This is a genomic window from Paenibacillus sp. FSL H8-0317, assembly GCF_045040685.1.
In the GTDB taxonomy this organism is placed as follows: domain Bacteria; phylum Bacillota; class Bacilli; order Paenibacillales; family Paenibacillaceae; genus Paenibacillus.
Window position 1 is genome coordinate 3,744,615 of record NZ_CP150294.1, and the last position, 24,657, is coordinate 3,769,271.

General features: G+C 44.5%; 18 protein-coding genes and 1 pseudogene. 14 read left to right on the plus strand and 5 right to left on the minus strand.

Annotation, left to right across the window (positions count from 1 at the left end; genetic code table 11):
• The first annotated feature begins 9 nt into the window (after positions 1-9).
• The 3 genes from MHB43_RS16695 to MHB43_RS16705 all read left to right on the plus strand — a co-directional run bounded on the left by MHB43_RS16695 (position 10) and on the right by MHB43_RS16705 (position 7,738).
• Positions 10-1,218 carry a GDSL-type esterase/lipase family protein gene (locus MHB43_RS16695; RefSeq protein WP_339176719.1) on the plus strand — a complete coding sequence of 403 codons (1,209 nt, stop codon included), beginning with the start codon at positions 10-12 and terminating at the stop codon, positions 1,216-1,218.
• A 230-nt stretch (positions 1,219-1,448) separates the two neighbouring features.
• Positions 1,449-6,512: a hypothetical protein gene (locus tag MHB43_RS16700; protein WP_405117561.1), complete on the plus strand. Its 5,064-nt coding sequence runs from the start codon at positions 1,449-1,451 to the stop codon at positions 6,510-6,512.
• 338 nt (positions 6,513-6,850) lie between these two features.
• Positions 6,851-7,738: a cation diffusion facilitator family transporter gene (locus MHB43_RS16705; protein ID WP_221821269.1), complete on the plus strand. Its 888-nt coding sequence runs from the start codon at positions 6,851-6,853 to the stop codon at positions 7,736-7,738.
• A 128-nt stretch (positions 7,739-7,866) separates the two neighbouring features.
• Here the strand turns inward: MHB43_RS16705 and MHB43_RS16710 are convergent, their stop codons facing one another.
• The 3 genes from MHB43_RS16710 to MHB43_RS16720 form a co-directional block, all read right to left on the minus strand.
• The gene (locus tag MHB43_RS16710; RefSeq protein WP_339176721.1) at positions 7,867-8,337 is read right to left on the minus strand and encodes a ferritin-like domain-containing protein; all 471 of its coding nucleotides are present in this window, start codon (positions 8,335-8,337) and stop codon (positions 7,867-7,869) included.
• A gap of 106 nt (positions 8,338-8,443) precedes the next feature.
• Positions 8,444-8,884 (minus strand): hypothetical protein, encoded by a 441-nt coding sequence (locus MHB43_RS16715; RefSeq protein ID WP_339176722.1) that lies wholly within the window; start codon positions 8,882-8,884, stop codon positions 8,444-8,446.
• Positions 8,885-9,386: 502 nt separating this feature from the next.
• Positions 9,387-10,748: an alkaline phosphatase gene (locus MHB43_RS16720; protein WP_339185404.1), complete on the minus strand. Its 1,362-nt coding sequence runs from the start codon at positions 10,746-10,748 to the stop codon at positions 9,387-9,389.
• A gap of 351 nt (positions 10,749-11,099) precedes the next feature.
• Between MHB43_RS16720 and MHB43_RS16725 the strand changes: the two genes are divergently transcribed.
• The 9 genes and pseudogenes from MHB43_RS16725 to MHB43_RS16765 all read left to right on the plus strand — a co-directional run.
• Positions 11,100-12,914 (plus strand): family 43 glycosylhydrolase, encoded by a 1,815-nt coding sequence (locus tag MHB43_RS16725; protein ID WP_405117562.1) that lies wholly within the window; start codon positions 11,100-11,102, stop codon positions 12,912-12,914.
• Positions 12,915-13,147: 233 nt separating this feature from the next.
• A complete protein-coding gene (locus tag MHB43_RS16730; RefSeq protein ID WP_036615511.1) occupies positions 13,148-13,462 on the plus strand; it encodes a helix-turn-helix transcriptional regulator in 315 nt (104 codons plus the stop codon).
• Positions 13,459-15,927: an FAD-dependent oxidoreductase gene (locus MHB43_RS16735; RefSeq protein ID WP_339176724.1), complete on the plus strand. Its 2,469-nt coding sequence runs from the start codon at positions 13,459-13,461 to the stop codon at positions 15,925-15,927. The genes MHB43_RS16730 and MHB43_RS16735 overlap by 4 nt, the downstream gene beginning before the upstream one ends.
• A gap of 153 nt (positions 15,928-16,080) precedes the next feature.
• The gene (locus MHB43_RS16740; RefSeq protein ID WP_221821278.1) at positions 16,081-16,407 is read left to right on the plus strand and encodes a metalloregulator ArsR/SmtB family transcription factor; all 327 of its coding nucleotides are present in this window, start codon (positions 16,081-16,083) and stop codon (positions 16,405-16,407) included.
• Between the two features lie 67 nt (positions 16,408-16,474).
• Positions 16,475-17,776, plus strand: coding sequence for an arsenic transporter (locus tag MHB43_RS16745; RefSeq protein ID WP_339176725.1), 1,302 nt, complete (start codon positions 16,475-16,477; stop codon positions 17,774-17,776).
• A gap of 38 nt (positions 17,777-17,814) precedes the next feature.
• Positions 17,815-18,234: an arsenate reductase (thioredoxin) gene (gene arsC, locus MHB43_RS16750; protein ID WP_047843093.1), complete on the plus strand. Its 420-nt coding sequence runs from the start codon at positions 17,815-17,817 to the stop codon at positions 18,232-18,234.
• A 249-nt stretch (positions 18,235-18,483) separates the two neighbouring features.
• Entirely contained in the window at positions 18,484-19,302 is an 819-nt protein-coding gene (locus MHB43_RS16755; protein ID WP_339176726.1) for a helix-turn-helix domain-containing protein, read from the plus strand.
• A gap of 24 nt (positions 19,303-19,326) precedes the next feature.
• Complete coding sequence (locus tag MHB43_RS16760; RefSeq protein ID WP_339176727.1) at positions 19,327-20,505, plus strand: MFS transporter; 1,179 nt, start codon at positions 19,327-19,329, stop codon at positions 20,503-20,505.
• 324 nt (positions 20,506-20,829) lie between these two features.
• A pseudogene (locus tag MHB43_RS16765) lies at positions 20,830-20,920 on the plus strand (ArsR family transcriptional regulator); the annotation flags it as partial.
• Between the two features lie 262 nt (positions 20,921-21,182).
• On the opposite strand, the gene MHB43_RS16770 reads toward MHB43_RS16765, so the two are convergent.
• Entirely contained in the window at positions 21,183-21,659 is a 477-nt protein-coding gene (locus MHB43_RS16770; RefSeq protein WP_339176728.1) for a hypothetical protein, read from the minus strand.
• Between the two features lie 163 nt (positions 21,660-21,822).
• On the opposite strand from MHB43_RS16770, the gene MHB43_RS16775 reads away from it, so the two are divergent.
• Positions 21,823-22,917 (plus strand): stalk domain-containing protein, encoded by a 1,095-nt coding sequence (locus MHB43_RS16775; RefSeq protein ID WP_339176729.1) that lies wholly within the window; start codon positions 21,823-21,825, stop codon positions 22,915-22,917.
• Between the two features lie 85 nt (positions 22,918-23,002).
• Positions 23,003-23,458, plus strand: a complete 456-nt coding sequence (locus MHB43_RS16780; protein ID WP_221821294.1) for a DinB family protein — start codon at positions 23,003-23,005, stop codon at positions 23,456-23,458.
• Between the two features lie 195 nt (positions 23,459-23,653).
• Here the strand turns inward: MHB43_RS16780 and MHB43_RS16785 are convergent, their stop codons facing one another.
• A complete protein-coding gene (locus MHB43_RS16785; RefSeq protein ID WP_339176730.1) occupies positions 23,654-24,577 on the minus strand; it encodes an AraC family transcriptional regulator in 924 nt (307 codons plus the stop codon).
• Between the last annotated feature and the right edge of the window lie 80 nt (positions 24,578-24,657).

Consider the following 24,657-nt stretch of genomic DNA (forward strand, 5'->3'; position numbering starts at 1 on the left):
GAAGTCGAGATGAAGGAATTTTTCCCTCGAAGAGGGCTGCCTAATGTCATTCAAAAGTTGGAAAATGGAGAAACAGTAACCATTGTCTATTTTGGCGGCAGTAATACACGTTCGAAAGGATACAGGGTCATGATGGCGGATTGGCTGCGAGGGCAATATCCGCATGCCGATATTCGCGCTGTGAACGCAGGCATTGATGGGACAGGATCGGACCTCGGCTGTGCCCGTTTGGAGACAGATGTACTGAGTCATCAGCCTGATCTCGTATTTGTTGAATTTGTTGGTAACGATGGCGGAGTTCCCGAATCCAAGGCGCGGATCGAAGGCATTGTCCGACAGATTCGCAAGCGGAGCCGGTTTACCGATATCCTGTTTGTATATACGGTTAAGGAGCGGGATTTGATCTCATTTCAATCCGGCGAATACCAGAAGGGCGCTCTTATGCAAGAGGAAGTCGCCGACTATTACGGCATTCCTTCCATTCATCTGGGCGTAGCGGTCAGTCAATTGGTTTCGGATGGAAAGCTTATTTTTACTTCAAGAGCAGACGTGTCTATCCCCGGAGCCGTTATTTTCACGCATGATTCGATCCATCCAACGATTCCCGAAGGACATCAGATTTACACAGATACAATCACCAGGTCATTTGAGAAAATGAGCGAACTTCGAGATCACCCGGGAAAAGTGGAACATCACTTGCCGCAGGACACTTTGGTCCCGGCCAATCCTTGGGAGTATGCAACCATGCTGCCACTGGATCGTCTTAGTCATTTTTCGGCAGGATGGTCTTACATGACTCCCGATAATTTTCCTTTAGTACGCGAGTACGATTGGTTGTTCCCTGGTCTGTGGCGAGCAGTTGATCCCGGAGAGACGGTCACTGTGGAGTTTGAGGGAACACACATCGGCTTATTTGATATCGGGGGGCCAGATTCTGGCAGATTGAAGGTGTCGGTGGATGGAGGGGAACCCTTCCTTATTGATCGATTCACGCCCTACAACGATCATAATCGAAATCAATATGTTTTCTTGCCGGAGCTCCCCAATGGGAAACATACAGTTCGCTTCGAGATCGATCATGAGAAAACTGACAAAGCGGCCGTGTTTGAGGCTAGCGGCAATGAACGAAGTATGGAACATGTTCGACAGCATCCAGCTTGGTATGATCAAACGGTCATTCAGCTTGGAAAGTTGTTATTGGTGCAGCCGCCATTATAATTGATTGGATCACTCTGAACACTTGGAAGACCTATATTCTATCTGACTGCAACTGAGCAATCAATTAGAATGTAGGTTTCTTTTTTTACTTAAAATCGTATAAGAAATTCTTAAAATGAAAGAAATTTCACCGTAATCTAACATGCTAAGATAATAACGACAGAGTGGGACTAGGCAGAAGGCAACTTTATTTGGAAGCGTTATCATTATGAGGAGAGGCTGTGAATTGTATGGTCAAAAGGAAGCTGTTTTTCTTCATCGTTTTCATGTTGACGATCGTAGTTCCTTCCAGCCTGATCGGAATAAGGACCGCTTATGCGGAGACCTTACCTTATCAGACGATTATTATCGATGACGGGAGCATTAAGATTAATGATGTTGTGACACCTGATGCGGGTAACGAGAACAATGGATATGCGGCTCCAAATTGGACTACAAGCACAGGGGTGAAGGGGTATGATCTTTCCAGCACCAAATATACAAGTACAGCAGGCAGAACGATAACATGGAATCCACGCTTGGAAGCAGGAACGGCGAAAATATCTTTCTATAAGCTGGATTGGGCGGATAAGGCTGATAGCAATGTGAAAATCGAAATTGTTCATAATGGAACGACGGATGTAGTCTTTATGGATCTGAGACCCTCATCTGGCGCACCAACGGGATGGGTTGATTTGGGAGAGTACTATTTTTCCGGTGTTGGTGAAGAATTTGTTCAATTGACCCGGTCTACCGGCACCACAAACACGATCCTTACACGTGCTGATGCGGTCAAGTTCGAAGGGAATATAGGGCAGAAAGAGCCACATAAGACAATCATCATTGATGATGGGAGCCTCACAATTGATCATGTCGTCACGGTTGATTCCGGCAACGCTAATAACGGATTTTCCGCACCTTATTGGAGCACAAGTGCGGGAGTGAAGGGTTACAATAATTCCAGTTCCAAATATACAGACGCCGTAAATAGAAGCATCACATGGAATCCACGCCTGGAAGCAGGGACGGCGAGAATATCGTTCTATAAGCTGGATTGGGCGGATAAAGCAGATAGTAATGTGAAGATTGAGATTGTTCATAACGGGATTACGGATGTGAAGTTTATGGATCTTAGACCTTCGTCAGGTCCATCGGTTGGATGGGTGGATCTGGGGGAGTATGAGTTTAGTGGTGATGATAGCGAATTTGTCAGGCTGACTCGAACGCAGCCTTCTACGGGTACAATTATTACGCGGGCTGATGCAGTCAAGTTCGAGGGGAATATCCGTCAACAAGCACCACCGTTGCCCCCGCTAAGAAGCCGTACCTTAGCGAATCTCAGTTACACAGAGAAAGGCAGCATCGAAAATGCTAACTACAAGACGACCTTCTATGAGGCAGCATGGGATGGAGGCAAATCCATCGTGCGTGACATGTTCTACAAGAACACGGACACGGGAAACTGGATGCCAATCAATAATGAATCAGAAAGACTTGAGGAACAATGGGTTTTATTGGACGGGAATGCGGGGAGCCGAACCAATTATTATGATACGATGAACAAACGCTGGATTACATTCGACGGGATCACCTTTCCTGACAGCCAGACGGCGGTATTAACCGATTCTACGCATGGCAGTGATTACGATTTTGAAGTGAATTGGTCCATGGCAGGGGATAAACCAGATGTTTCTTTTGCCTTTACGCCTCGCCGCGACGGCAATTATGTGATTGGATATCAGTCCTTCACAACAGAGGCAGTCTCGGGCATCAATGAAGTGTTAAATGGATTCAGGTCACATGCCAAAATGGTAGGTACGGTGGAATCAACAAGTTTAAGAGAGCTGAGCGCTCCGATGAGCCTGGTTGAGAAAAATGATGGTTCGGGAAATCCAATGACGTATGGGGTATTTGTACCTTCGGCAGAGCTTCCGGTTGAATTTGAACCGACGGGAGGCGTGACGAAACAACGGCTTGGCATGAGCCTGGTCAACAACGAAGGCAGTGTGCAGCCCATCCTTTATGCTCCTCAATTAGGGACTTATTCGCAAATGACCGCAGAAAGCACTTATCAATTTCATATGGGTCTAATCGCTCAAAAAAGCAATCTGTATGAGTCCTACGCGGATATACTTCGCAATGAGTACGATTATTCGGCATACCGGGAAAATGTGTCAGATCAGTCACTCACTGACGCGATGTTTAATATGATCGATTTGCTTAAGGTTGAGCCACAAGGGGACGATTCTGTTAATTATGTCCCTTCACCGAGCGGGTGGTGGAGCCGCGCCAAGGGCTTTATCGATATCGAAAACGAGGATAGCGTCCGAACAAGCTCGAATGCGGTTCTTTTGGGAGCTTACTATTTAACGGGTGATGACCAGCTATACGATACGCGAGCACTGCCGTCCGTCCAGTATGGCGTATCGCGAAATGGTATCGGTTGGTCACCAACGCAGAAGAAAGTTTACGGTGTGCCTTCGTTATGGAAAATGGCTACTCTGCCGTTCGATGTTTCAAGTGTAGCCGCTGTAAATCAGATGATGGGAACTTCGGCAGGTATTGGGGCGCTGGCACAGGAAGAATACCTCGTACGTGATCCTGACCAGAAAGACCGGGGGCCTGTTATTCAACCTCTTATGATGTATCGGATGACGGGAGATGCGAAGTATTTGCAAGCTGCAAAGGATGCAGCCGACAGTTATATCACGCAACATATCGATACGCCTGCATCCGTCGATGTGAGTAAAAATGAGTTCATTTATTATTACAGCAAGCTGTGGATGGAAATCTTGGAGCTATATGAGGAAACTCAGGATCCCAAATACTTGGATGCCGCCTATAAGGAAGCCAAACGCTATGCAACAATGTTTGTTGCTCGCCCCGTTCCTGAAGGTAACGTTACGATTCCTCAGCCGGAGACATATAATTACGCGGAGTCGTTCCATTGGCCGGAAAGTGGTAAATTTCAATATCCTAGACTCAAGCTCCCAGAAGATATTGCCGGAGGTGTTCAAGCGGAGCGTTGGCTTGTTTCACCAAGCGGATTGACGTTTGAAGCAGGAAGTACAACCGGCTATTATCGGATGAATGCTCAGGAAGCTCCATTCATGCTGAGATTGTCGCTTTATACAGGGGATGAACTGCTGCAGGATATTGCTCATAATGCGGTTATTGGACGATATTCCAGTTATCCAGGTTATTATTATAAAGGCTTCGCCGTTAGCCAACTTGAACCGGACTTTCCTCTGGAAGGCCCAAGCGGGGCTACATCCATCTATTATCACCATATCCCGGGGCAGCTCGGGCAAACGATGGATTATTTGATCAGCGAACAATCATTGAAATCGAACGGCAGTATTACGTTTCCTTCCGTTTTTGAAACGAATTTTTTATGGTTCAAATATCACCTCTATGGGAATAAACCAGGTCAATTTTATGGTAATTCCGACGTTTGGCTATGGATGCCCAAGGGGATTATTAAGACCAATCATCCTCAATTGAATTGGATAACGGGTGAGAGCGGCGATAAATTCTACATCGGATTAAGTAACGCATCTTCAGAAGAAGTTCAGACTCCAATTGAATTGAATGAACACATTATTGGATTCAACCCGGCACAGGATTACACCGTAACGATCATCCGTGACAATGGTACACCAGAACAAGCAGTTATGAGTGGTGGAATCATTCAAGCCACGGTTTCAGGCAAGGGCATCACCGCGATCATTGTAGAGGGACTTGATATTGATGTACCGTTGCATCAGGTCAGAACGGCAGATACATCGGATGCAAGTTATTTCTTTGATACCCACAGTCCAATTGATGCGGTTAAAGGCATGCTGATCGTTAAGCCTGACGAAACGGTTTATGATGCTTATGTGCAGGCCAAAACGACGAAACCAGCGACAATCCATTATTCCCTGGATGGCGGGGCAACGTACACAACCGTGCCAGATACGATATACCCGATGGAATGGTCTATACGGGTGAATGATTTATCCCAAACTTTCACGTATTACGTGGAATCGGAGGGGAAACAGACCCGTAAGCGGACACTCTATCTGCCGGATCAGGTATCGGAAACTCCAGTTCAACCCGATGGGCAGGATAGTTCAACCATCATCGTGGATAATACGGAGGCGGAGACAGAAGGCGTCTGGATAAGGGATACGACGGCTAACGATTATTATTATGATAACTATGTGTATGCCAAATCTACGACCGGCACAGCGACAAGCAAAATGAGATGGCGGCCTGAGCTGCCGGAAAGTGTCACTTACAGTGTGTATTATAAGATTCCGCAAATCACGGCTGCGAGTGAAAATTGGGCAACAAATGTCTCATTTACCGTTTATCATAGCGGAGGCTCCGATACGGTGACAGTTGATGAGACAACAGCGAATGGTACTTGGGTGCACCTGGGGGATTATCCTTTTGCTGCAGGCGATAGCGGGTACGTGGAACTAACCAATAAGGCCAATAAGTCCAGAGTCGTTGCCGATGCAATCATGTGGGTGGACCCAAACAGGGTACCGCAATTGGAGTCTGCTGTGATCCTGTCCGATCGGAACGAACTGCAGATGACTCAAACCGCACAACTGAGCGTAACCGGTTATTTGGATAACGGTTTGGTCGGTGATCTTACACAGGCCGATGTGCAATATTTCGTTGATCGTACGGATCTGGCCGAAGTGAATAGCAGTGGGGTGTTGACCCTTCTTAATCTTGATGGAGACACGGATCACATTGAGGTATGGGCTACTGTTACGATTGACGGAGTGACCTTAACCACAGCACCTTTGAATATCACGATCAGGGACCTAACGGTTATCGTGGACAGTACAAATACAACAGGGTTATACACGACAGAAGGGTCTTGGAGCCAAAGCAATTTAGCCGGATACAAAATTGGGGTTAAATCCCGCTATTCAACAGTTCAAGGCTCATCAGCGACGTGGAAAGGCCAGTTTCCAGAGGGGAAATATACGGTCTCGATCTACAAACTTGTCCATACGACGGGAAACGATAATAATGTCAAAGTGGAAGTGAAGCATAAAACGGGTACCGAGGTCACCTATATGGATGCAACGGTTGGCTCATCAGGTTGGGTTAATCTAGGGACGTTCGACTTTACGGGTGACGGCAGCGAGTATGTCCGGTTAACCAGGGTTACGCCTACAACGGTAGACCCGCCAACACTTCCTGCGGATATGATCTATACGAGGGTTGACGCTGTTATGTTCGAACGACATTCCGAGGATTCGGAGCCGCTTGCCAATGAGGTGCCAGTTAAACCGACACTTTCTGAATAATGGCAGTGAATTATGAATGGAAGTGGAACAACGGTAAGTGACGTTATACAAATGATTGTAAAATAACGCTAAGAGCCGAGTGGATCAAAACGATCCATTCGGCTCTTTATGTCTAGGTGCAAGAAAGTGTGTTTACAAGGAAATGCAGTCGGCCGCCTTCCTCTTACCACCCATAAATCACTTAAGTTTGCCAAATCCAACTTTTTTGGATTCCCGTAAAAAAATTGCCGCTTTCAGATTATGTTTCGTCACACTCAAAACGTTTCTCTAGACCCACACAAATCATCAATGATACCATCATAAACGTGCTAGAATTGAAGATTGCAGGAGGATATCATGTGGATCAACTTAAATACGATAATCTAAAGCTGGGGGAGCGCGGAGCTATCATCAGCATTATCGCCTACATATGTTTGACCGTATTAAAACTGATTGTTGGCAATATGGCCGGATCAGAAGCGCTCAAGGCGGATGGATTAAACAATGCCACCGATATTGTGGCCTCAATAGCTGTACTGATCGGTTTGAAGCTTGCCCAACGCCCAGCCGACACAGATCATACATATGGTCACTGGAGAGCAGAGACCGTTGCGTCACTTGTTGCTTCTTTCATTATGATGGCAGTAGGTTTACAAGTACTGTTTCAAGCCATTGGTTCTGTGTTTCAGGGTAAACATGAATCTCCGGATATCATCGCTGGGTACACAGGCATTTTCTGCGCAGTTATCATGTATCTGGTCTATCGCTATAACAAGAGACTTGCTACTCGTATTAAAAGTCAGGCAGTCATGGCTGCAGCTCGAGATAATATCTCCGATGCCTGGGTGAGCACCGGTACGGTCATTGGGATCGTGGGTTCCCAGTTCGGCCTCCCATGGCTGGACCCTGTAACGGCTGTCATCGTAGGTTTTCTGATCTGCAAGACCGCTTGGGACATTTTCAAGGAAGCCACACATCATCTCACGGACGGTTTTGATGTTGAACTGATTCAGGAATACAAAAAAACGATTGCCGGAATTGACAGCGTAGAGACGGTTAAAGACGTGAGAGCTCGGAACTATGGCAATAACGTTGTAGTAGACGTTGTCATAACAGTTGATGCAGAGCTGGATCTTCAACAAGCACACGATATCTGTACAGATGTGGAGAATGAGTTGATGGAGGAGCATGACGTATACACCGTTCACGTTCATGTGGAACCTGATATGTTGGAAGAGTGCATTTAAACTCAGGATTATAAAAGAGAGACTCGGCAAAGCAAAAAAACCAGTGAGCTTTACTCATTCACTGGTTTTTTACTGCTTTCAATTGTTCATTTTTAAAAGAATACGCGCGTTATTCATCCCATACATGACTATCTCTGCAAATTGTAGGTAATCAGATTGTTATATTTATCCGCATGTTTCTGTTCGTCCAGGATGATTCCCCACACCGTATCCTTATAAATGCCATAAGGGAGACCAAACCATATTTTTCTATACTTTTCCACGGCGGCCAATTCACCATGAAACGCCTTTTGCAATCCGGCAAGATAAGAGGTGACCGTCTCAACTGGCTCACTACTTACGCCCGAAATCTCCTGACCAGTCAGATCCTTGTACATTTGGCGGAACATTTGATTATGTCCGCGTTCATCATTACGGATGCTCGTGATGATGTCAGCCTGATTGGCATCGGGTGACAACTGAATCAGTGAATCATAGAACATCTCATCATTTTTTTCTCCTTGAACAGCCGTTTTGATTAATTCAAGTGCTTCGGTTGATGATGTTGCCCATACCGGAGTAAAAGTGTACCTGTAACCATAAGGATATGCCACATACATTACGAATCCCTCCAAGACAAATATGAGTTAAGATATGCACGTATGCCCATCAGCGTTAACCCATATCATCTGTCCTGCCTTATTAGTGGAAAGCTTCAGTAAAACTTCACTTGGTATACCTCAATATTTTACTGTAACCATAAGCAAGAACAAATGGCAGGAGGTATGACAAAAAGGTCCAAAGAATGTTCCATCCATTAAAATAAATGACATGTCCCATCATTTTGGCAACCCATTCGATTAATGTCAGCGACAATGATGCAACAAGAATCGCCAACCATGGCTTGGCACCTTTGACGATAATGGCATACATCATCAAGCAGCCGGCAATCGGATAGATTCCAAGATCCATTGGGAGAGCAGCCAAGGATTGATTATGAGTATTCGGAAGAATATTCCAGAAGTAATTGAACCCGATATTGTTGATGCATGCTGATACAGCCACACCAAGTGGATAATATAGAATAAGGATTTTAAAGTTCCGACGCAGAATCCATACACCCAATATAATGGGAATGACCATACCGAGCAGAATGTTCCCTAACATGCTTTTCTCCTCCAAAGCTTGTTATTTCTATAGCTCACAATTAATAAACTGCATCACTCCGTTGTTTTCTCCTCCAGAAGACGATCGACCTTATCTGTGAGTGCATCCAATTTTTTGTCATAATGCTTGTACGTATAGAACCCAATGACTGCTTTGACTGCAAAAAAGAGCACCGCAGCAATGACAATGAGAATATAATTGTGGGCAAGCTGCCTTAACCAATCGTTAATTGCATTTATCGGATTTCTCTCCCTTCAATGCAAGTGGTTTTGTATAAGGTAACCAACTCCATGGGATATAATGCATATTAGCAAATTCGGAACAGGCGTACGCCATACTCGAAGTGAATGGACAAGTTTCGGTCATGAAAAAAGCCAAGTATAGAACGGCTACGGTTAAGGATGTTCATAAAAAGGTAGAGTGGCATATCAATAAGGATTTTATGAAAAAAATCCCTTCTCTTCGGATGAAAGAAGAGAAGGGATGATCCTAAACTATTGAATTATTGGTGCTTGCTGAGAATATCAAATATGATCTTGGCATTATCTGTGTTGTCGATCAAACCGGCGAAGCGATGACTTGCCGGACCGTAGGCATAGACCGGAACATCTTCACCTGTATGTCCACCTGTTGTCCAGCCGGTAAATGAACGGTTATCAATAATCGCTTCAATGGCATTATCAATTTTTGTTACATCCGCACTTTTGGCTGCTTCGTTCACCGATTGAATCTCTTCAGGTTTCAACTCCAGTTTGAGATAACTTTTCAGTGTTTCTTCAACCGAAGCACCTTTTGCAATTTGTGCTGCCATGAAGTCAGGTGTGCGCAGTGCAGCTTTGATTGGGTCTACGAAGAAGTTGTATTCTCCGTCTTTTCCAAGCGTAAGTCCGCCCGTGGAGTGGTCGGCAGTAGCTACGACAAGTGTTTCACCGTCTTTTTTGGCAAAATCAATAGCTGCCTGAAATGCTGCTGCGAAATCATCCATTTCACTCATCGCGCCAACGATATCATTATCATGTCCTGCCCAGTCGATCTGGCTGCCTTCGACCATTAGAAAGAATCCTTTGTCGTTGGAGCTGAGACGATCAATCGCTGTATTGGTCATCTCAGCCAATGATGGAGTTGCAGCACTACGATCAATCAACTTGTCCATACCTCCGTCCGCAAACAGTCCAAGAACTTGTTGATTCTTATCAGCAAGGAGAGAGGAACGATCCGTCACATAGCTGAAACCGGCCTTCTGGAACTCCTTCGTCAGGTCACGACCCTCGCGTACAAAATTGGATTTCCCTCCACCAAGAAGTACATCCACCTTATGCTTGCCATTAATCAACTCATCATAATAATCGTCCGCAATTGCATCCATATTTTTTCGACTGATATCATGGGCACCAAATGCAGCTGGTGTGGCATGAGTGATCTCCGATGTAGCCACGAGTCCGGTGGCTTTGCCGTTTTCTTTGGCCTGCTCAAGTACGGTTTTGACTTCCTTCTGCTCAGGGTCAACCGCAATGGCCGCATTGTATGTTTTCACACCCGCCGACATAGCCGTTGCTGCGGAAGCGGAATCCGTCACATTTTGTTTATCATCATCCGGATAGGTCATTTGTGCCCCAACAAGATAAGGGTCAAATACGGTTTTGTCCATGCCCTTCGTTGAAGGATCATCTTTCATATAACGGTAGGCGGAAGTATAAGAGTTCCCCATGCCATCCCCAATGAGGAAGATGATGTTCTTGATTTGTTTTTTCTCCACACTTACAGCTTGAACCGCACTCGCTTGTCCGGCAGACAACAGAGTAGAAGCCGAAACAGCCAGAGTCAGCGCTACCGCTGGTAATACTCTTTTGGATAATTTCACAATGATTCCTCCTCGTAATATCTCTAAAACAAAAAATGAATGCATGAGTCTATATTCATTTGTTCATCATTAAGAAGATTAGCATTAATTTGTAAATGAAAACCAAGAATTTTGTATACCTGAGGTAAAATAAAGGCGATATTTTAATATTCTTTGCATGAGGATTAAGTCAAACATCCCAATCAAAGTAAAATGATCCCGGCGAAAGATTCACATGATCTGTGCCATACCAAATCACAAAAAATATACTCATTCCGCTGGTTTTGAAGTATGATACAACATATGTAGAACGCTTTCATTTTTATATTTACTGTTAGTATAAAATCAATTTCACTTTCAGGAGGCTCTTTACCATTGACCAAAACAACTCCAACTTATGATGGGTATCTCTTTGTACATTTTATTGGCGAACAACCAGACGGAGAGCAGGTTTATTTCTCCTATAGCGAGGATGGTCTTCACTGGAAGGATCTTAATGGCGGATCTCCTGTGCTGTTTTCCGACCTTGGAGAAAAGGGGGTACGGGACCCGTTTCTGGTTCGTTCAGTCAAGGAAAATAAATTTTATCTGATTGCTACGGATCTCCGCATCGCAAGCGGCAAAGGGTGGACTCATGCCGTTAATGCCGGGAGCCGTGACGTAATCATATGGGAATCCAGCAATCTCGTGAACTGGTCATCCCCATGGAACGTTACACTAGGTGTTGAGGGCGCTGGATGTGTCTGGGCACCGGAAGCTGTGTATGATGAAATGGCAGATGAGTTTCTTGTATTCTGGGCTTCTGCGACGCAGGAACCTCAGGAGCAAGAACGAAAACAAAAAATATACAGCGCTCGCACAAAAGACTTTCGTACGTTCTCCGCATCGGAAAAATACATTGAGCGGGATAATCATATTATTGATACAACGATTCTTCCAGCGGATGGCTCTTATTATCGATACTCCAAGGATGAAACAACCAAAAACATACGGGTAGAAAAAGGAGACTCTCTCGACAAAGGGGCGTTTGTTACACTTCAAGCTCCGGTACTGGAGGCTGTGGCAGGTGTGGAGGGACCTCAAATCTTTAAATTCAATGACCGGGAGGAATGGTGCCTGATTGTTGATCGATTTGCTGAAGGAAAGGGTTATCTTCCTCTGCTGACTACAGATCTAAGAAGTGGAGAATTCCGAATCGTCCCTGATGGTGATTTTGATATGGGAACGAATCAAAAGCGTCATGGAAGTGTCCTGCCAATCACAGCTGAGGAGTGCAGCCGGCTTCTCACGGCTTTCGGGGATGGTCATCAGGTGCTTCCCGGACAATATGCCGATCCTGATGTCGCACAGTTTGGGGATCGTTACTATATGTATCCCACAACAGATGGCTTCGAGGGGTGGTCGGGGACACAGTTCAAAGTGTTTTCTTCTTCAGACCTGAAGCATTGGCAAGATGAAGGTGTTATCCTTGATCTGGGAACAGAGGATGTAGCTTGGGCAACCGGTAATGCCTGGGCACCGGCAATCGCCAACCGTAACGAAAAGTTCTATTTTTATTTCTGTGGCAAAATGCTGAACGGCGAGAGTGCCATTGGCGTTGCTGTAGCAGATACACCGATTGGTCCATTCCTGGCCGAGTCACAGCCTTTAATCACAATGGAGCAGTTGAAACGTCTGGGCATCACCATGGGTCAGGCCATTGATCCCTCCATCTATGTCGAAGAGGATGGAAGAACGTATCTGCTATTTGGCAATGGACATGCTGCCATTGTGGAGCTTGGTGAAGACATGATAAGTGTCGTAGAGGACACAATGAGCAATCTGGCGGGCTTGCATGATTTTCGTGAGGCTGTAGCCGTGTTGAAGCAGGGTGGACTTTACCACTTTACGTGGTCCTGTGATGACACAGGCAGTGAAGACTATCATGTGAATTACGGTACGGCAGAGCAGCTATATGGTCCAATCACCTATCGATACCCAATCCTGAGCAAAAATGTGGAGAAGGGCATGCTGGGCACAGGTCATCACTGTATATTTAATGATTCCGAAACGGGTCAATACCAGATTTCCTATCATCGTTTTGTCACGCCACTATCCAGATTTTCCTCTGGAAAGGGTTATCACCGCGAAATATGTATGGACCCGCTTCTTTTTGGTAAGGACGGACTGATTCAGCCTGTTATACTCTAATATAAGACGTTCAGTTAAATCATTATTTTATGAAGATCTGATACAACATGAATGCCTGCCAAATGTCGCTTTTAGCGGTTTTGGCAGGCATTTTTATCATCCACCTGGAACAAGCCAAAGCCTTAGGGTTGAGCGGGTATGGAACTTATTAAACGCATTAACTTCAGAATACATTTGACAGGAGAATCAATAAATCGTATTATTACGATATAACGATTTAGGAGGAATACCTTTTGAACACTCCCGCTTTTGACAGCAATAATATTAAACAGTTCGATGAACCTGCTAACCTGCTGAAAGCTTTATCTCACCCCATTCGTTTATGCATTGTGCGGGGACTGATGATGAAAAAAAAATGTAATGTTTCTTATATGCAGGAATGTCTGGATCTTCCCCAATCAACAGTCTCTCAACACCTCCAGAAGCTTCGTAGTGCAGGTATTGTTGCGACGGAGCGGAATGGTCTTGAAGTAAACTATGTGCTTGCCGATCAACGGGTTGAACAGATTATTAAAACTTTATTTGAAAAGGATGATTGTGAATCATGAGCAAAAAAGTACTGATTGTTGGCGGTGTAGCTGGAGGTGCATCTGCAGCTGCACGTCTTCGCCGTCTGGATGAACATGCCGAGATTATTATCTTTGAGAAAGGGCCTTATATCTCATTTGCCAATTGTGGCTTACCTTATTATATAGGTGGATCAATCGAAGTTCGAGAGCGTCTGCTAGTGCAAACGCCAAAAGGGATGGCAGATCGCTTTCGTATCGATGTTCGTACAGGAAGTGAGGTTGTAGCTATCGATTCGCAGAAGCGAGTGGTTAAGATACAGTCTCAGGAGCGCGGTGCATATGAAGAAAGTTATGACGAGTTGATATTGTCACCAGGTGCAAAACCGCTCATTCCTGATCTTCCGGGCAAGGACAATCCACTAATTTATACCGTACGAAGTATTCCAGATATTGATCGGATCAAAGAACAGGTAAGTTCTTCTAACAACCAGTCTTCGATTGTCATAGGCGGTGGATTTATTGGCGTGGAAATGGCTGAGAATTTAAAGGAAGCTGGTCTGGATGTAACGCTGATTGAGGGGAACGCACAAGTACTCACACCATATGATACCGAGTTAGCAGCCGCATTGGCACAAGAAATGGAGAATCATGGTGTGAACCTGCTGTTTTCCAAACGTGTCCAGGGATTTCATTCCCTGGAGCAAGGCATAGGGGTTGAACTTGCGGATGGTCATGTGTTGACAGCTGACATGGTTATTCTTGCGATAGGCGTAACGCCAGACACCTATTTTTTGAAAGATAGCGGCGTTTCGCTGGGTGCACGTGGACATATTATCGTAAATGAAGCTTTAGAAAGCAGCGTGCCACATATCTATGCTGTTGGGGATGCGATCGAAGTAACGGAAACTATTCATGGTACGAAGGCAACAATACCACTTGCCGGACCTGCCAACAAACAAGGCCGTATTGTTGCCGACCGTATCGCAGGGCTTCCTTCTACCTATAAAGGAACACAAGGTACGTCCATTATCAAAGTATTTGGAATGACCGCAGCCACGACAGGCAGTAATGAAAAAACACTGCAACGTCTCGGCGTGGAATATCAAACCGTTATCGTACATCCTGCTTCTCATGCATCGTATTATCCGGGTTCAAGTGCGATTACTCTTAAACTGCTGTTTACTCCGGAAGGTAAAATTTTGGGCGCACAAGCAGTCGGTTATGATGGAGTGGATAAACGAATAGATGACATTGCTGTAGCCATTCATTTTGGAGGACATGTCCGGGATTTGACAGAGCTTGAACTGAGTTACGCGCCACCTTATTCTTCTGCCAAAGATCCCGTGAATATGGCTGGATATGCAGCAGAGAATATGATCACCGGACGTGTTCAGACGTTCACCTATAATCAACTGGCTGATCGTCAGCCGGGGCAGTCGATACTTCTGGATGTTCGCAGTGAAATCGAGCATCAAAATGGTCATATTCCGGATTCACTCTCTATTCCAGTTGATGAGCTTCGTCAACGTTTAGATGAATTAGACCCTTCCAAAGAAATCTGGCTATACTGTCAAGTCGGCTTACGTGGTTATACAGCTTCGCAAATTTTGCGTCAGCATGGTTTTAGCGTAAAAAACCTGAGTGGTGGTTATAAAACATACCGACAAGCCCAATTTAAGCCTGCTCCATTTACTGCTACAACACAAGAGCAGCAAGATCCTGTGATAGACGCGAACGAAAAGGAGTCTATTCCTACTGACTCAGCACAGCCGCAACGTATTGATCATGAGTTGAACGTATGCGGATTAAGTTGTCCTGGTCCCCTGATTCAGGTTAAGCAGAAAATGGATCAACTCTCAAACGGAGAAACCCTTCGTGTGAAAGCTTCCGATCCAGGCTTCTATGAAGATGTCAAAGCATGGGCCACGATGTCGGGTTCCACAATCTTGCAGTTGGAAAGGCTGAAAGGCGGTACGATTGAGTCTGTCATTGCTAAAAATACAGCACAACCCGTATCCGAATCCCCCATCAGCGATCCAGCCAGCACGATGGTTGTGTTCAGTGGCGATCTGGATAAAGCGATCGCTTCACTCATTATTGCAAATGGGGCCGCAGCCAGTGGACGGAAAGTAACCCTATTTTTCACGTTTTGGGGATTGAGCATTATTCGCAAGCAGCAGCCGCAGAAGTTATCCAAAACCATGATCGGCCGTATGTTTGATATGATGTTACCTCACGGGAGCCAGAAGCTTGGCATGTCCAAAATGAATATGCTCGGAGCAGGCCCGAAGATGATCCGTGGTTTGATGAAAAAACATCATGTGCCTTCATTGGAAGAATTGATTGAGAGCGCAATTGCACAAGGAGTAGAGATCGTTGCCTGCCAAATGTCTATGGATTTAATGGGAATTCAGCGTGAAGAATTAATAGACCAAGTTAAAATTGGTGGTGTAGGTTACTATCTTGGACAAGCATCACAAGCCAATCATAATCTGTTTATTTAAAAAATTATCACAAACTCCAAAAAGCGTTGATTCGAATTCGAACCGACGCTTTTTGGCTTTTTGGACTTAATCATCAAGTAGTAAACATTGACTTCATTATTTCGATATTATAATATAAGCATACACTTATATGTAGTCGAAGGAGGAAGTGCTATGGATTCTATGCAAGAGGTAGCGGATAAGCTTAAATTGCTGGGTGATAAAACACGCCTTACGATCCTTACACTCCTCAAAGAACGTGAATGGTGCGTGTGTGAATTTGTAGAGATTTTAGACATGTCACAACCTGGAATTAGTCAACATTTGCGCAAGCTGAAGGATCAAGGCTTGGTTAAAGAAAATAAACGTGGTCAGTGGGTATACTACTCTTTAAATGTAGAGAATACACCCTATATTACATCTGTCCTGGATTTGATGCCGGATACAGCAACTATTCTTAAATCGTTAAATAAGGAAAACTTTACTTCAGAGTGTAATTAATTTTTGATCATTATATAAGTATATCATTATATACAAATATAAATAAAGCTGAACTGAAAGGGGGTGCATGGTTTTGTTTTCTACGCTGTTAGCCTGCATCATCTTTTTGATTACACTTGTACTCGTTATTTGGCAGCCTAAAAACCTGTCCATTGGTTGGTCTGCTTGTGGAGGAGCAATCCTTGCTTTACTTGTGGGTGTGGTCAATTTGGAAGATGTATGGGATGTGACACAAATCGTATGGAATGCCACGCTTGCTTTTGTTGCAATCATTCTGATCTCATTAATTCTGGATCGTATCGGCTTTTTTGAATGGGCTGCTTTACATATGGCCAAAGCCGCTCATGGCAATGGTGTACGAATGTTTGTTTATGTCTCCATCCTGGGAGCGGTGGTTTCTGCTTTCTTTGCCAACGATGGAGGCGCACTGATTCTGACACCGATTGTTCTAGCCATGGTACGTGCACTGAATTTCGATGAGAAAAAAGTATTCCCATTCATTATCGCCAGCGGATTTATTGCGGATACAACTTCCTTGCCGCTGGTTGTAAGTAACCTGGTCAACATAGTGTCTGCCGATTTCTTTGGTATTACGTTTATGGAGTACGCAGGAAGGATGTTTATTCCAAATCTGTTCTCGCTGGCGGCGAGTATCGGTGTACTGTATCTCTTTTTCCGCAAGAGTATTCCCAAACATTTTGATGCCAGTGAATTGAAGCCTCCGGTATCTGCCATTAAGGATATGAAAATGTTCCGGTTGTCGTGGGTGGTGTTAGGGGTTCTGCTTATTGGATACTTTACCAGTGAATTTATCGGCATTCCCGTATCTTTTGTAGCAGGTGTTGTTGCGATATTCTTCCTGATCATGGCTTCCCGGAGTTCTGCTGTACCAACTACATTGGTTGTCAAAGAAGCGCCGTGGGCCATCGTATTTTTCTCCATCGGCATGTATGTCGTGGTTTATGGTCTACGTAACGTGGGTTTAACGGATCTTCTAGCCGTGGTCATTCAGGCTGTGGCGGATCAGGGATTGTTTGCTGCAACGATGGGTATGGGCTTTATTGCGGCAATCATTTCATCCCTGATGAACAATATGCCTACCGTGTTGATTGATGCGCTTGCCATTGATGCAACCACAGCTACAGGGACTGTTCGGGAGGCGCTTATCTATGCCAATATTATTGGATCAGACCTGGGTCCCAAGATTACCCCGATTGGTTCACTCGCGACCCTGCTTTGGCTTCATGTGCTGAGCACCAAAGGTGTCAAAATCTCATGGGGCACTTACTTCAAGACAGGTATCATAATCACCATTCCGACTCTGCTTATTACGCTAGTGGGTCTGTATCTGTGGTTAAGCATTCTATAAAAGCAATCTATAATTCAAGTAACGAGGAGACGATGAACATGAGTAAAAAAACACTGTACTTCCTGTGCACAGGCAACTCTTGCCGGAGCCAAATGGCCGAAGGCTGGGCCAAGAAATATCTAAGTGAGGACTGGAACATCTATAGTGCAGGAATCGAGGCACACGGTCTGAATCCAAAAGCCGTGGAAGCCATGAACGAAGTTGATCTGGATATTTCGACTCAAACTTCGGACATCATTGATTCAGAGTTGTTGAACAATGCTGATTTCGTAGTCACGTTGTGTGGGGATGCCGCAGATAAATGTCCCATGACGCCTCCACATGTGAAGCGGGAACACTGGGGATTTGATGATCCTGCCAAAGCGCAAGGTACAGATGAAGAGAAATGGGCCGTATTCCAAAGGGTTCGTGACCAGATCGGGGAGCGTATTAAAACATTTGCTGAAACCGGAAAATAATACAAACCTGCCTGAGCAGGATAATTGAATGCGTACCGAGAGATGCCACAATCAGTGGCATTTTTTTGTTCAAAAAAAATGAACGTTTCATTCAGAAACGGTTCTTTGACTTGCCCATAACAGCAACATAGAGTGAGGACAAGGACGGTGGTTGATTTTATATAAAAATGAGAAGCGTATACACCCTTGACTTTCCCCTGTACGGGAAACTATATACTCGTATTATGTTAAAAGATTGGAGATGATATATTGTTCAAAATCAGTGCGTTTTCCAGGCTAAGCAGGGTCTCATTAAAAACACTGCGTTATTATGACCAGATTGGCATACTTAAGCCGAGAAAGGTAGATCACGATACGGGTTACCGTTACTATTCCGCAGATCAGCTTCTCGAGCTTAACCGAATCTTCATTTATAAAGAATTGGGGTTCACGTTGCCACAAATCACACAGCTGTTACAGGAACATATCACATTGGAGAATATTCAAGGCATGTTTAAGCTAAAAAGAAGCGAAATTCAGCAGATTATCGATACGGAACAAACCAAACTCGTCCGAATTGAGGAACGCATGCAGCTTCTAGAGGAAGAGGGGCACATTGAAACCGGGCAAGAAATCCGAATCAAAGAGGAAGGTGCTCGGCAGTTTCTTTTTCAGACAGGGTGCGGGAGGGAAGAGAAGATCCCGAGTTTATTTCATCAGTTTGATCAGTCATTAACAAAAGAAATGCGCCAACTGATCCCTGGACCACAGGTTGTTTTGTGGAAAGAAATCGCAGGACAAGAGGAAGCGTTCGAGTTTGAAATAGGTTATTTCTTAACCTGTGAGCTGCGATCAGCTCCCTACCCATTTCAACTGCGGACTCTTCCTGCTGAGCCCATGATGGCCACCATAGCTTATCGTTCCAATGCCACCTTTGCCTGTAAAGCCTGTGTTCATCTAGCTACATGGATTGAGAATAATAACTATCAGATCAAGGAGAACGGAGCTGGTAGGGAATTATATTTACCCTTATCTCAAGAACAAGATGTACAGTTTATAGAAATACAAATTCCAATACTAAATAGATAACTAGAGAAGACGGAGTGGATTAAAGTGAAAAATAAATGGATTATATATATCTTGGCATTGGCTGTTTTTCTGATCGGAACCCTTGAATACATTATTACAGGAGTCATTGAAATGATCGCCTCAGACTTGAGCGTATCTACTTCTGAAGTGGGTTTACTGGTGACTGTATTTGCTCTGGCAGCGGCCATTATCGCTCCGATTCTCATTGCAATTACAATAAATATGGATCGCAAGAAGTTACTGTTGGCCGCCCTCAGCGTGTTTATTGCCAGCAACGGACTTATGCTTGTTGACCTTTCTTATGAAACTTTACTATGGGTGCGAATTATTCAAGGGGCTAGCGGAGGAGTGGCTACCGTAGTAGCGATGGCCGTATCGACACGACTAGTTGAAAAAGAAAAAAGGGGCAATGCTATCGGCATCATTTTGATGGGGCTCAGCAGTTCGCTTGTACTCGGTGTCCCATTGGGCACATTTTTTAGTGAAATGTTTGGATGGAGAGTTCTATTTGTAATCATTGGATTATTAAGTGTTCTTCCATTACTTATTATCTACAAAAAGGTTCCGGCAATCAAAGAGGAAGAAAAGATCACCCTCAGAATGCAGGTCTCCATTTTAAAAAATCCACTCATTCTGACTGCCTTGCTTATTACATTATTGTATATCGGCGGCTATTCGACACTGTTCACGTATATTACGCCTTTCTTGCAAGCTACGTCTTCTCTTTCCATGACCGAGATAAGCGGTGTTCTGTTTCTCGCGGGAATTTGCAGCTTTGTCGGATCAAAAGTGGGCGGACAATTGGCAGATGCAAAGGGATCAAAGTTTACAATTTGTCTAGGCCTTCTGTTACAAGGGGTAACTCTTCTTTTGTTCGCTCTAGCTGGAGTTAATCTTATCATGTTAATCTTGGTTTTAATGATTTTTATGTTAGCAACGTGGAGCATATCTCCGGCCCAGCAACTATATCTGGTTACACTGGCACCTCGTAATCCCGACATTGCCCTTAGCGTAAATACGTCGTTTATCCAATTTGGTTTTGCATTGGGATCTGGATTAGGTGGGATTGTGATCAGTCGTTCATCTGTCATGTATTTGAATTGGTTGGGGTTTGGAGCTGTAAGCGTAGCTTTATTTCTTGTCCTAATTCTATTCAAAAGGATGAGAAGTAGGACTGAAAACTCTATGGTTACTGGTGAATAGGTAGGTGGACTGGTTAAGTTACACAGGAGATCTATCTGGCGTTATAGTCCTAATTAGAAAGAGGGAATGTACAAGTCGTACATTCCTTGAAAAATCCCGCCAGATCAGGATGGTTTAACGCATAAACATGATATTGTGCTGCATCCTCGGAGCTGATCCATGGGATCGGTTTATCCGCTGGCACTGGGTAGAAAAGCAACCCATTATGGATGAGACCCGGAATCAAGAAGTTCTCCATATAGATTTACAAGACTGGGGTCTACAGCATATGTAAGCACCTTAAACACGTGGGCAAACAACAATTAAAGCAACGAAGCACCGCAAAAAACCGGCATGCGCGTAGGCGAGATCAGGATGAAAACACATCTATCCCGACCGACCGTATCCCATCATCTGAAAATATTAAAAGAATCGCAAATTGCGCAAGTCATTTTGCGCTGGCATCTGCAACGCGGAATTATGGTCATTCCCAATCAACGAACCCTCAACGGATTAAAGAGAATATCGAAATATTCGACTTTGAACTGAATGAGGAGGACATGGACCATATACGGCGGTTGGACACAGGTAAGAGATATTCCATAAGCCCGAATGGCTACATGATCAACCCAATTTATATAAATTTGATGAAACTGTTTATTCGCTGATAATCCTGTTAAAATAAAGGGCCATCCCGATCAACCTAAAGACAATAACAATCGTTTTCCAATCTTCAATAAAACTTTCAGCTGCGCCCAGCAGATAATGATTGAAATGACCATAACGATTACAAAGAACAGAAAAACAATAATTTTCATTATGATCAAACGTTTTCCGTCCGGATGTTTGGAAGCTCTGCTGGCAGAGTTATCTTTAGACTTAATCATAGCTCGTATACCGACTATGCAGGCAGTAGCCAGCATTATAAAAAGCATTAAAGTTGCCATTCGTTCAGCAGTAAAAGCGATGAGATTTGATCCTCCCGGACCAGAACCCGTGCGCAAAAACCAATGGCAGAAGGCAACAACAGAAAGAGATGACAGGAACAAGATAAATATAATCTTCCACATCCAGTCGAACAGCTTGAAGAAAGGACCGGGTGGATTGATTTTCTGTTCCCGGCGAACCCGACGCTCGGCGTTTCTTCGATCGATTATTGCTCGTTTGGATTTCATGGATGTCTAACCTCCTGCAGTTTTACTGTTCTTCCTCGTAACATTAAGAATATCACAGTAATGACAATCAAGTCCCATGTTGATTTGAAACCTTTTAGTTAAAAGCTGCGTTTAAAAGCTAGAAGGCAATGAACTTGAATCCAGAAAGGATGTAAGAAAAAAAATGAATAGAAACAAGAAGAGAAATAAGTTAATTGTAAGTGCTATTATGACAGCATTACTGGCATCGCCCCTGGCACACTTCATGGCCGAAGGCCAACCGGTAGCCGCTGCAGCTTCCGTTTCCAAATATAAAGTTACCGCACAACCGTTCAGCATTGAAGGAAAGAAATCAAACATTGGTACGATTAATAAAAACGGATCGACCTATATTGCTCTTAGGAACCTAAATACAGCCCTGGGTTTAACCACCAATTTCAATAAGACTAATCAACTCGTTGAAGTGTCGGGAAATGGACGATCGCTTCAAATTAATCTCTCTAACAATACTATTCATTTGAACGGACAACCGGTCTTTGGACCTCAAGTCATTCTCCAGGACAATACAACTTATTTGCCACTTCGCTTCCTATTGGAGCGGATGGGCTATGTAATTTCATATCAGAATAGTACTAAGCAGGTCGGTATTCAATCGATTAAGGAAAACGACTTGCAGGTTCAAGCGGAAGAGATCGGTGCCGACGGAGATGGCAAATCATTGCTCGTCTACTATCCGGTAATTAAGGGCTATGCAAGAGAGAAAGTACAGGATAAGATCAACGCCTTTTTGAAGCAGGAGACCGACAAGCACATTGCAGCGGGATCGAAGGAAATGGATACAGTCGTAAAAGCGAATAATCAATTACTAATCAAAAATCCAAAGGCTGAAATTCGGCAACCGAGCCTCGATGGCAGATTTACAGTTATGTATAACGAGAATGGAAAATTGAGCCTATATGTGGATTATGATCTTTATATGGGGGGAGCGCACGGAATGACGACGAGGGTTCCTTACACGTTCGATCTCGTAACAGGTGATCTGATTTCGTTGAAGGAAGCAGCAGGTAACGCCGATTATGTCTCTATCATTAACAGCCAAATCACAGATCACATCAATCATCGCGGATTGGAGTTGTCCACTCCATTTAAGACGATTGAAGCTGATCGAGATTATTACCTGAGCCATGATGGTATCGTTATCTATTTCACAGAATATGAATATACTTCCTACGCTGAAGGAATGCCAGAGTTTATTATTCCTTATTCCGAGTTCAGATGACGGAAACTGTGGCTTCAAACTCTAAAAGTCTATCGGAGCATGATAAGTCGTGTAGTGACAGTGAGACGATAAGGGGGAAAGTGAAATGAATACGATCAAGCGCATGATGGACCATCTGTACTGGGCAGACGAACGTATTTTAGACGCGCTCGAGGAGTCAAAGACAGAGAACAAGGAGCTTCTGAAGCTGGTTCGACATGTTGCGGTTGCGGAACGCGTATGGCTGTCCCGATTGCAAGGCAAGGGTAGCGCACAATATTCATTGTGGGAAGAAACGGAAGACTTGACGGCGATCCGGGAGATCTTCGAAGAAAACATCGAGCAATATCGCGTCTATATGGACGGGCTCGAGGAATTCAAATTGGATGAGATCATTGACTATGCAAACCAGAGCGGGGTTCCGTTCCGAACTTCCATCCGGGACATTCTCTCGCAAGTCATCTTACATGGGCAGTATCACCGGGGACAGATTAACCGGGCACTTCGAACCGAATCGGCGGAGCCTGTCCAAGTTGATTACATCACCTTCGCACGACTCTAAAGGGCGGGGAAAATCATCAACATTGCTGTGCCAAGTAATAACAAAATAGTCGCAGAAATAGCCGCCAACCTGGCGGCTATTTTGTTTCGAAATTCAAAAATCTTTTACAACTACGTCGCCGCGGTAAATCTTGACGGTAATATGCTAGACGCCATGAACCAGCCCAACATTATTACCTTTTATAGAAAGAAAAGCTCAGCGGTATGAACCATCAGGATGATCGGCTACCGCAGTCTGCTGCGATTGGCTGCGATATTCGCTTGGCGCGATGCCTGTCCACCGCTTGAACTGGCGGCTGAAATGCGCATTGGTCTTATACCCCAACATCATCGCAATATGGTCTATGTTCAGGTCGGTTTGTTTTAAAAGCCGCTGCGCTTCGTTCAGAAGGGTTTCGGATAGAAACTTGCGTGGAGCGATGCCGTATACCTGCCGAAAAATACGATTAACCTGTGACGGGCTAATGCTCAGCGACTTGGCAATGTCCTGAATCCAGGTTCGATCGCTCTCCTGAATTTCCCCGTGAAGATGGATATATCTTACCGAATCCTCAATGTGCTCAGCAATCTGATGGGCAATAGTTTCTTTTCTCGACAACGTAACGGAAGCTTGCTGAGATAACTGGCCAACCAGGGAACCAAGCAGTTCAAACACGGCGGCATGTACCTTCATTTGTTTGGAGGAAGATAACGAGTTAGACAGATGCTCTGTAGCCAGACCATACAAGGTAGACAGGGAAGAGGAGAGCCCCAGAGCCAAATTCGAATTTGCCGGATAATAGATGTCTTTGCAACGGTTAAGTTCTCTGCAAAAGGATGTATCGTGTATGCTGAAATGCACGGAAAAATAAGTGAACCCCTCCGGTCCGGCTCCGGTGCAAGAGTGGGTCATACCCGGTCGGATGAACAGGAGGTCGCCAACCGACTGACGATAAGACTGCCCGTTGACCACCATGTTCATCTGCCCGTCCATCATCCAGTGAACTTCATACATGGAATGTTCATGAGACGGATAAGTCCAGCTGGAATCAACTTTTCTTGCATGCAGCCCCAATAATTGAAAAGACATGCGAACATCGGGTAGACGACCTAAATACACAGCATCCGAAAGCTTGGTCACAGCAAACCAACCCCCTTGTACGATTCTATATTCCAACATCCTGTCATCGAAGTGTCCTCGTAAATTATTTTCAGTTCAAC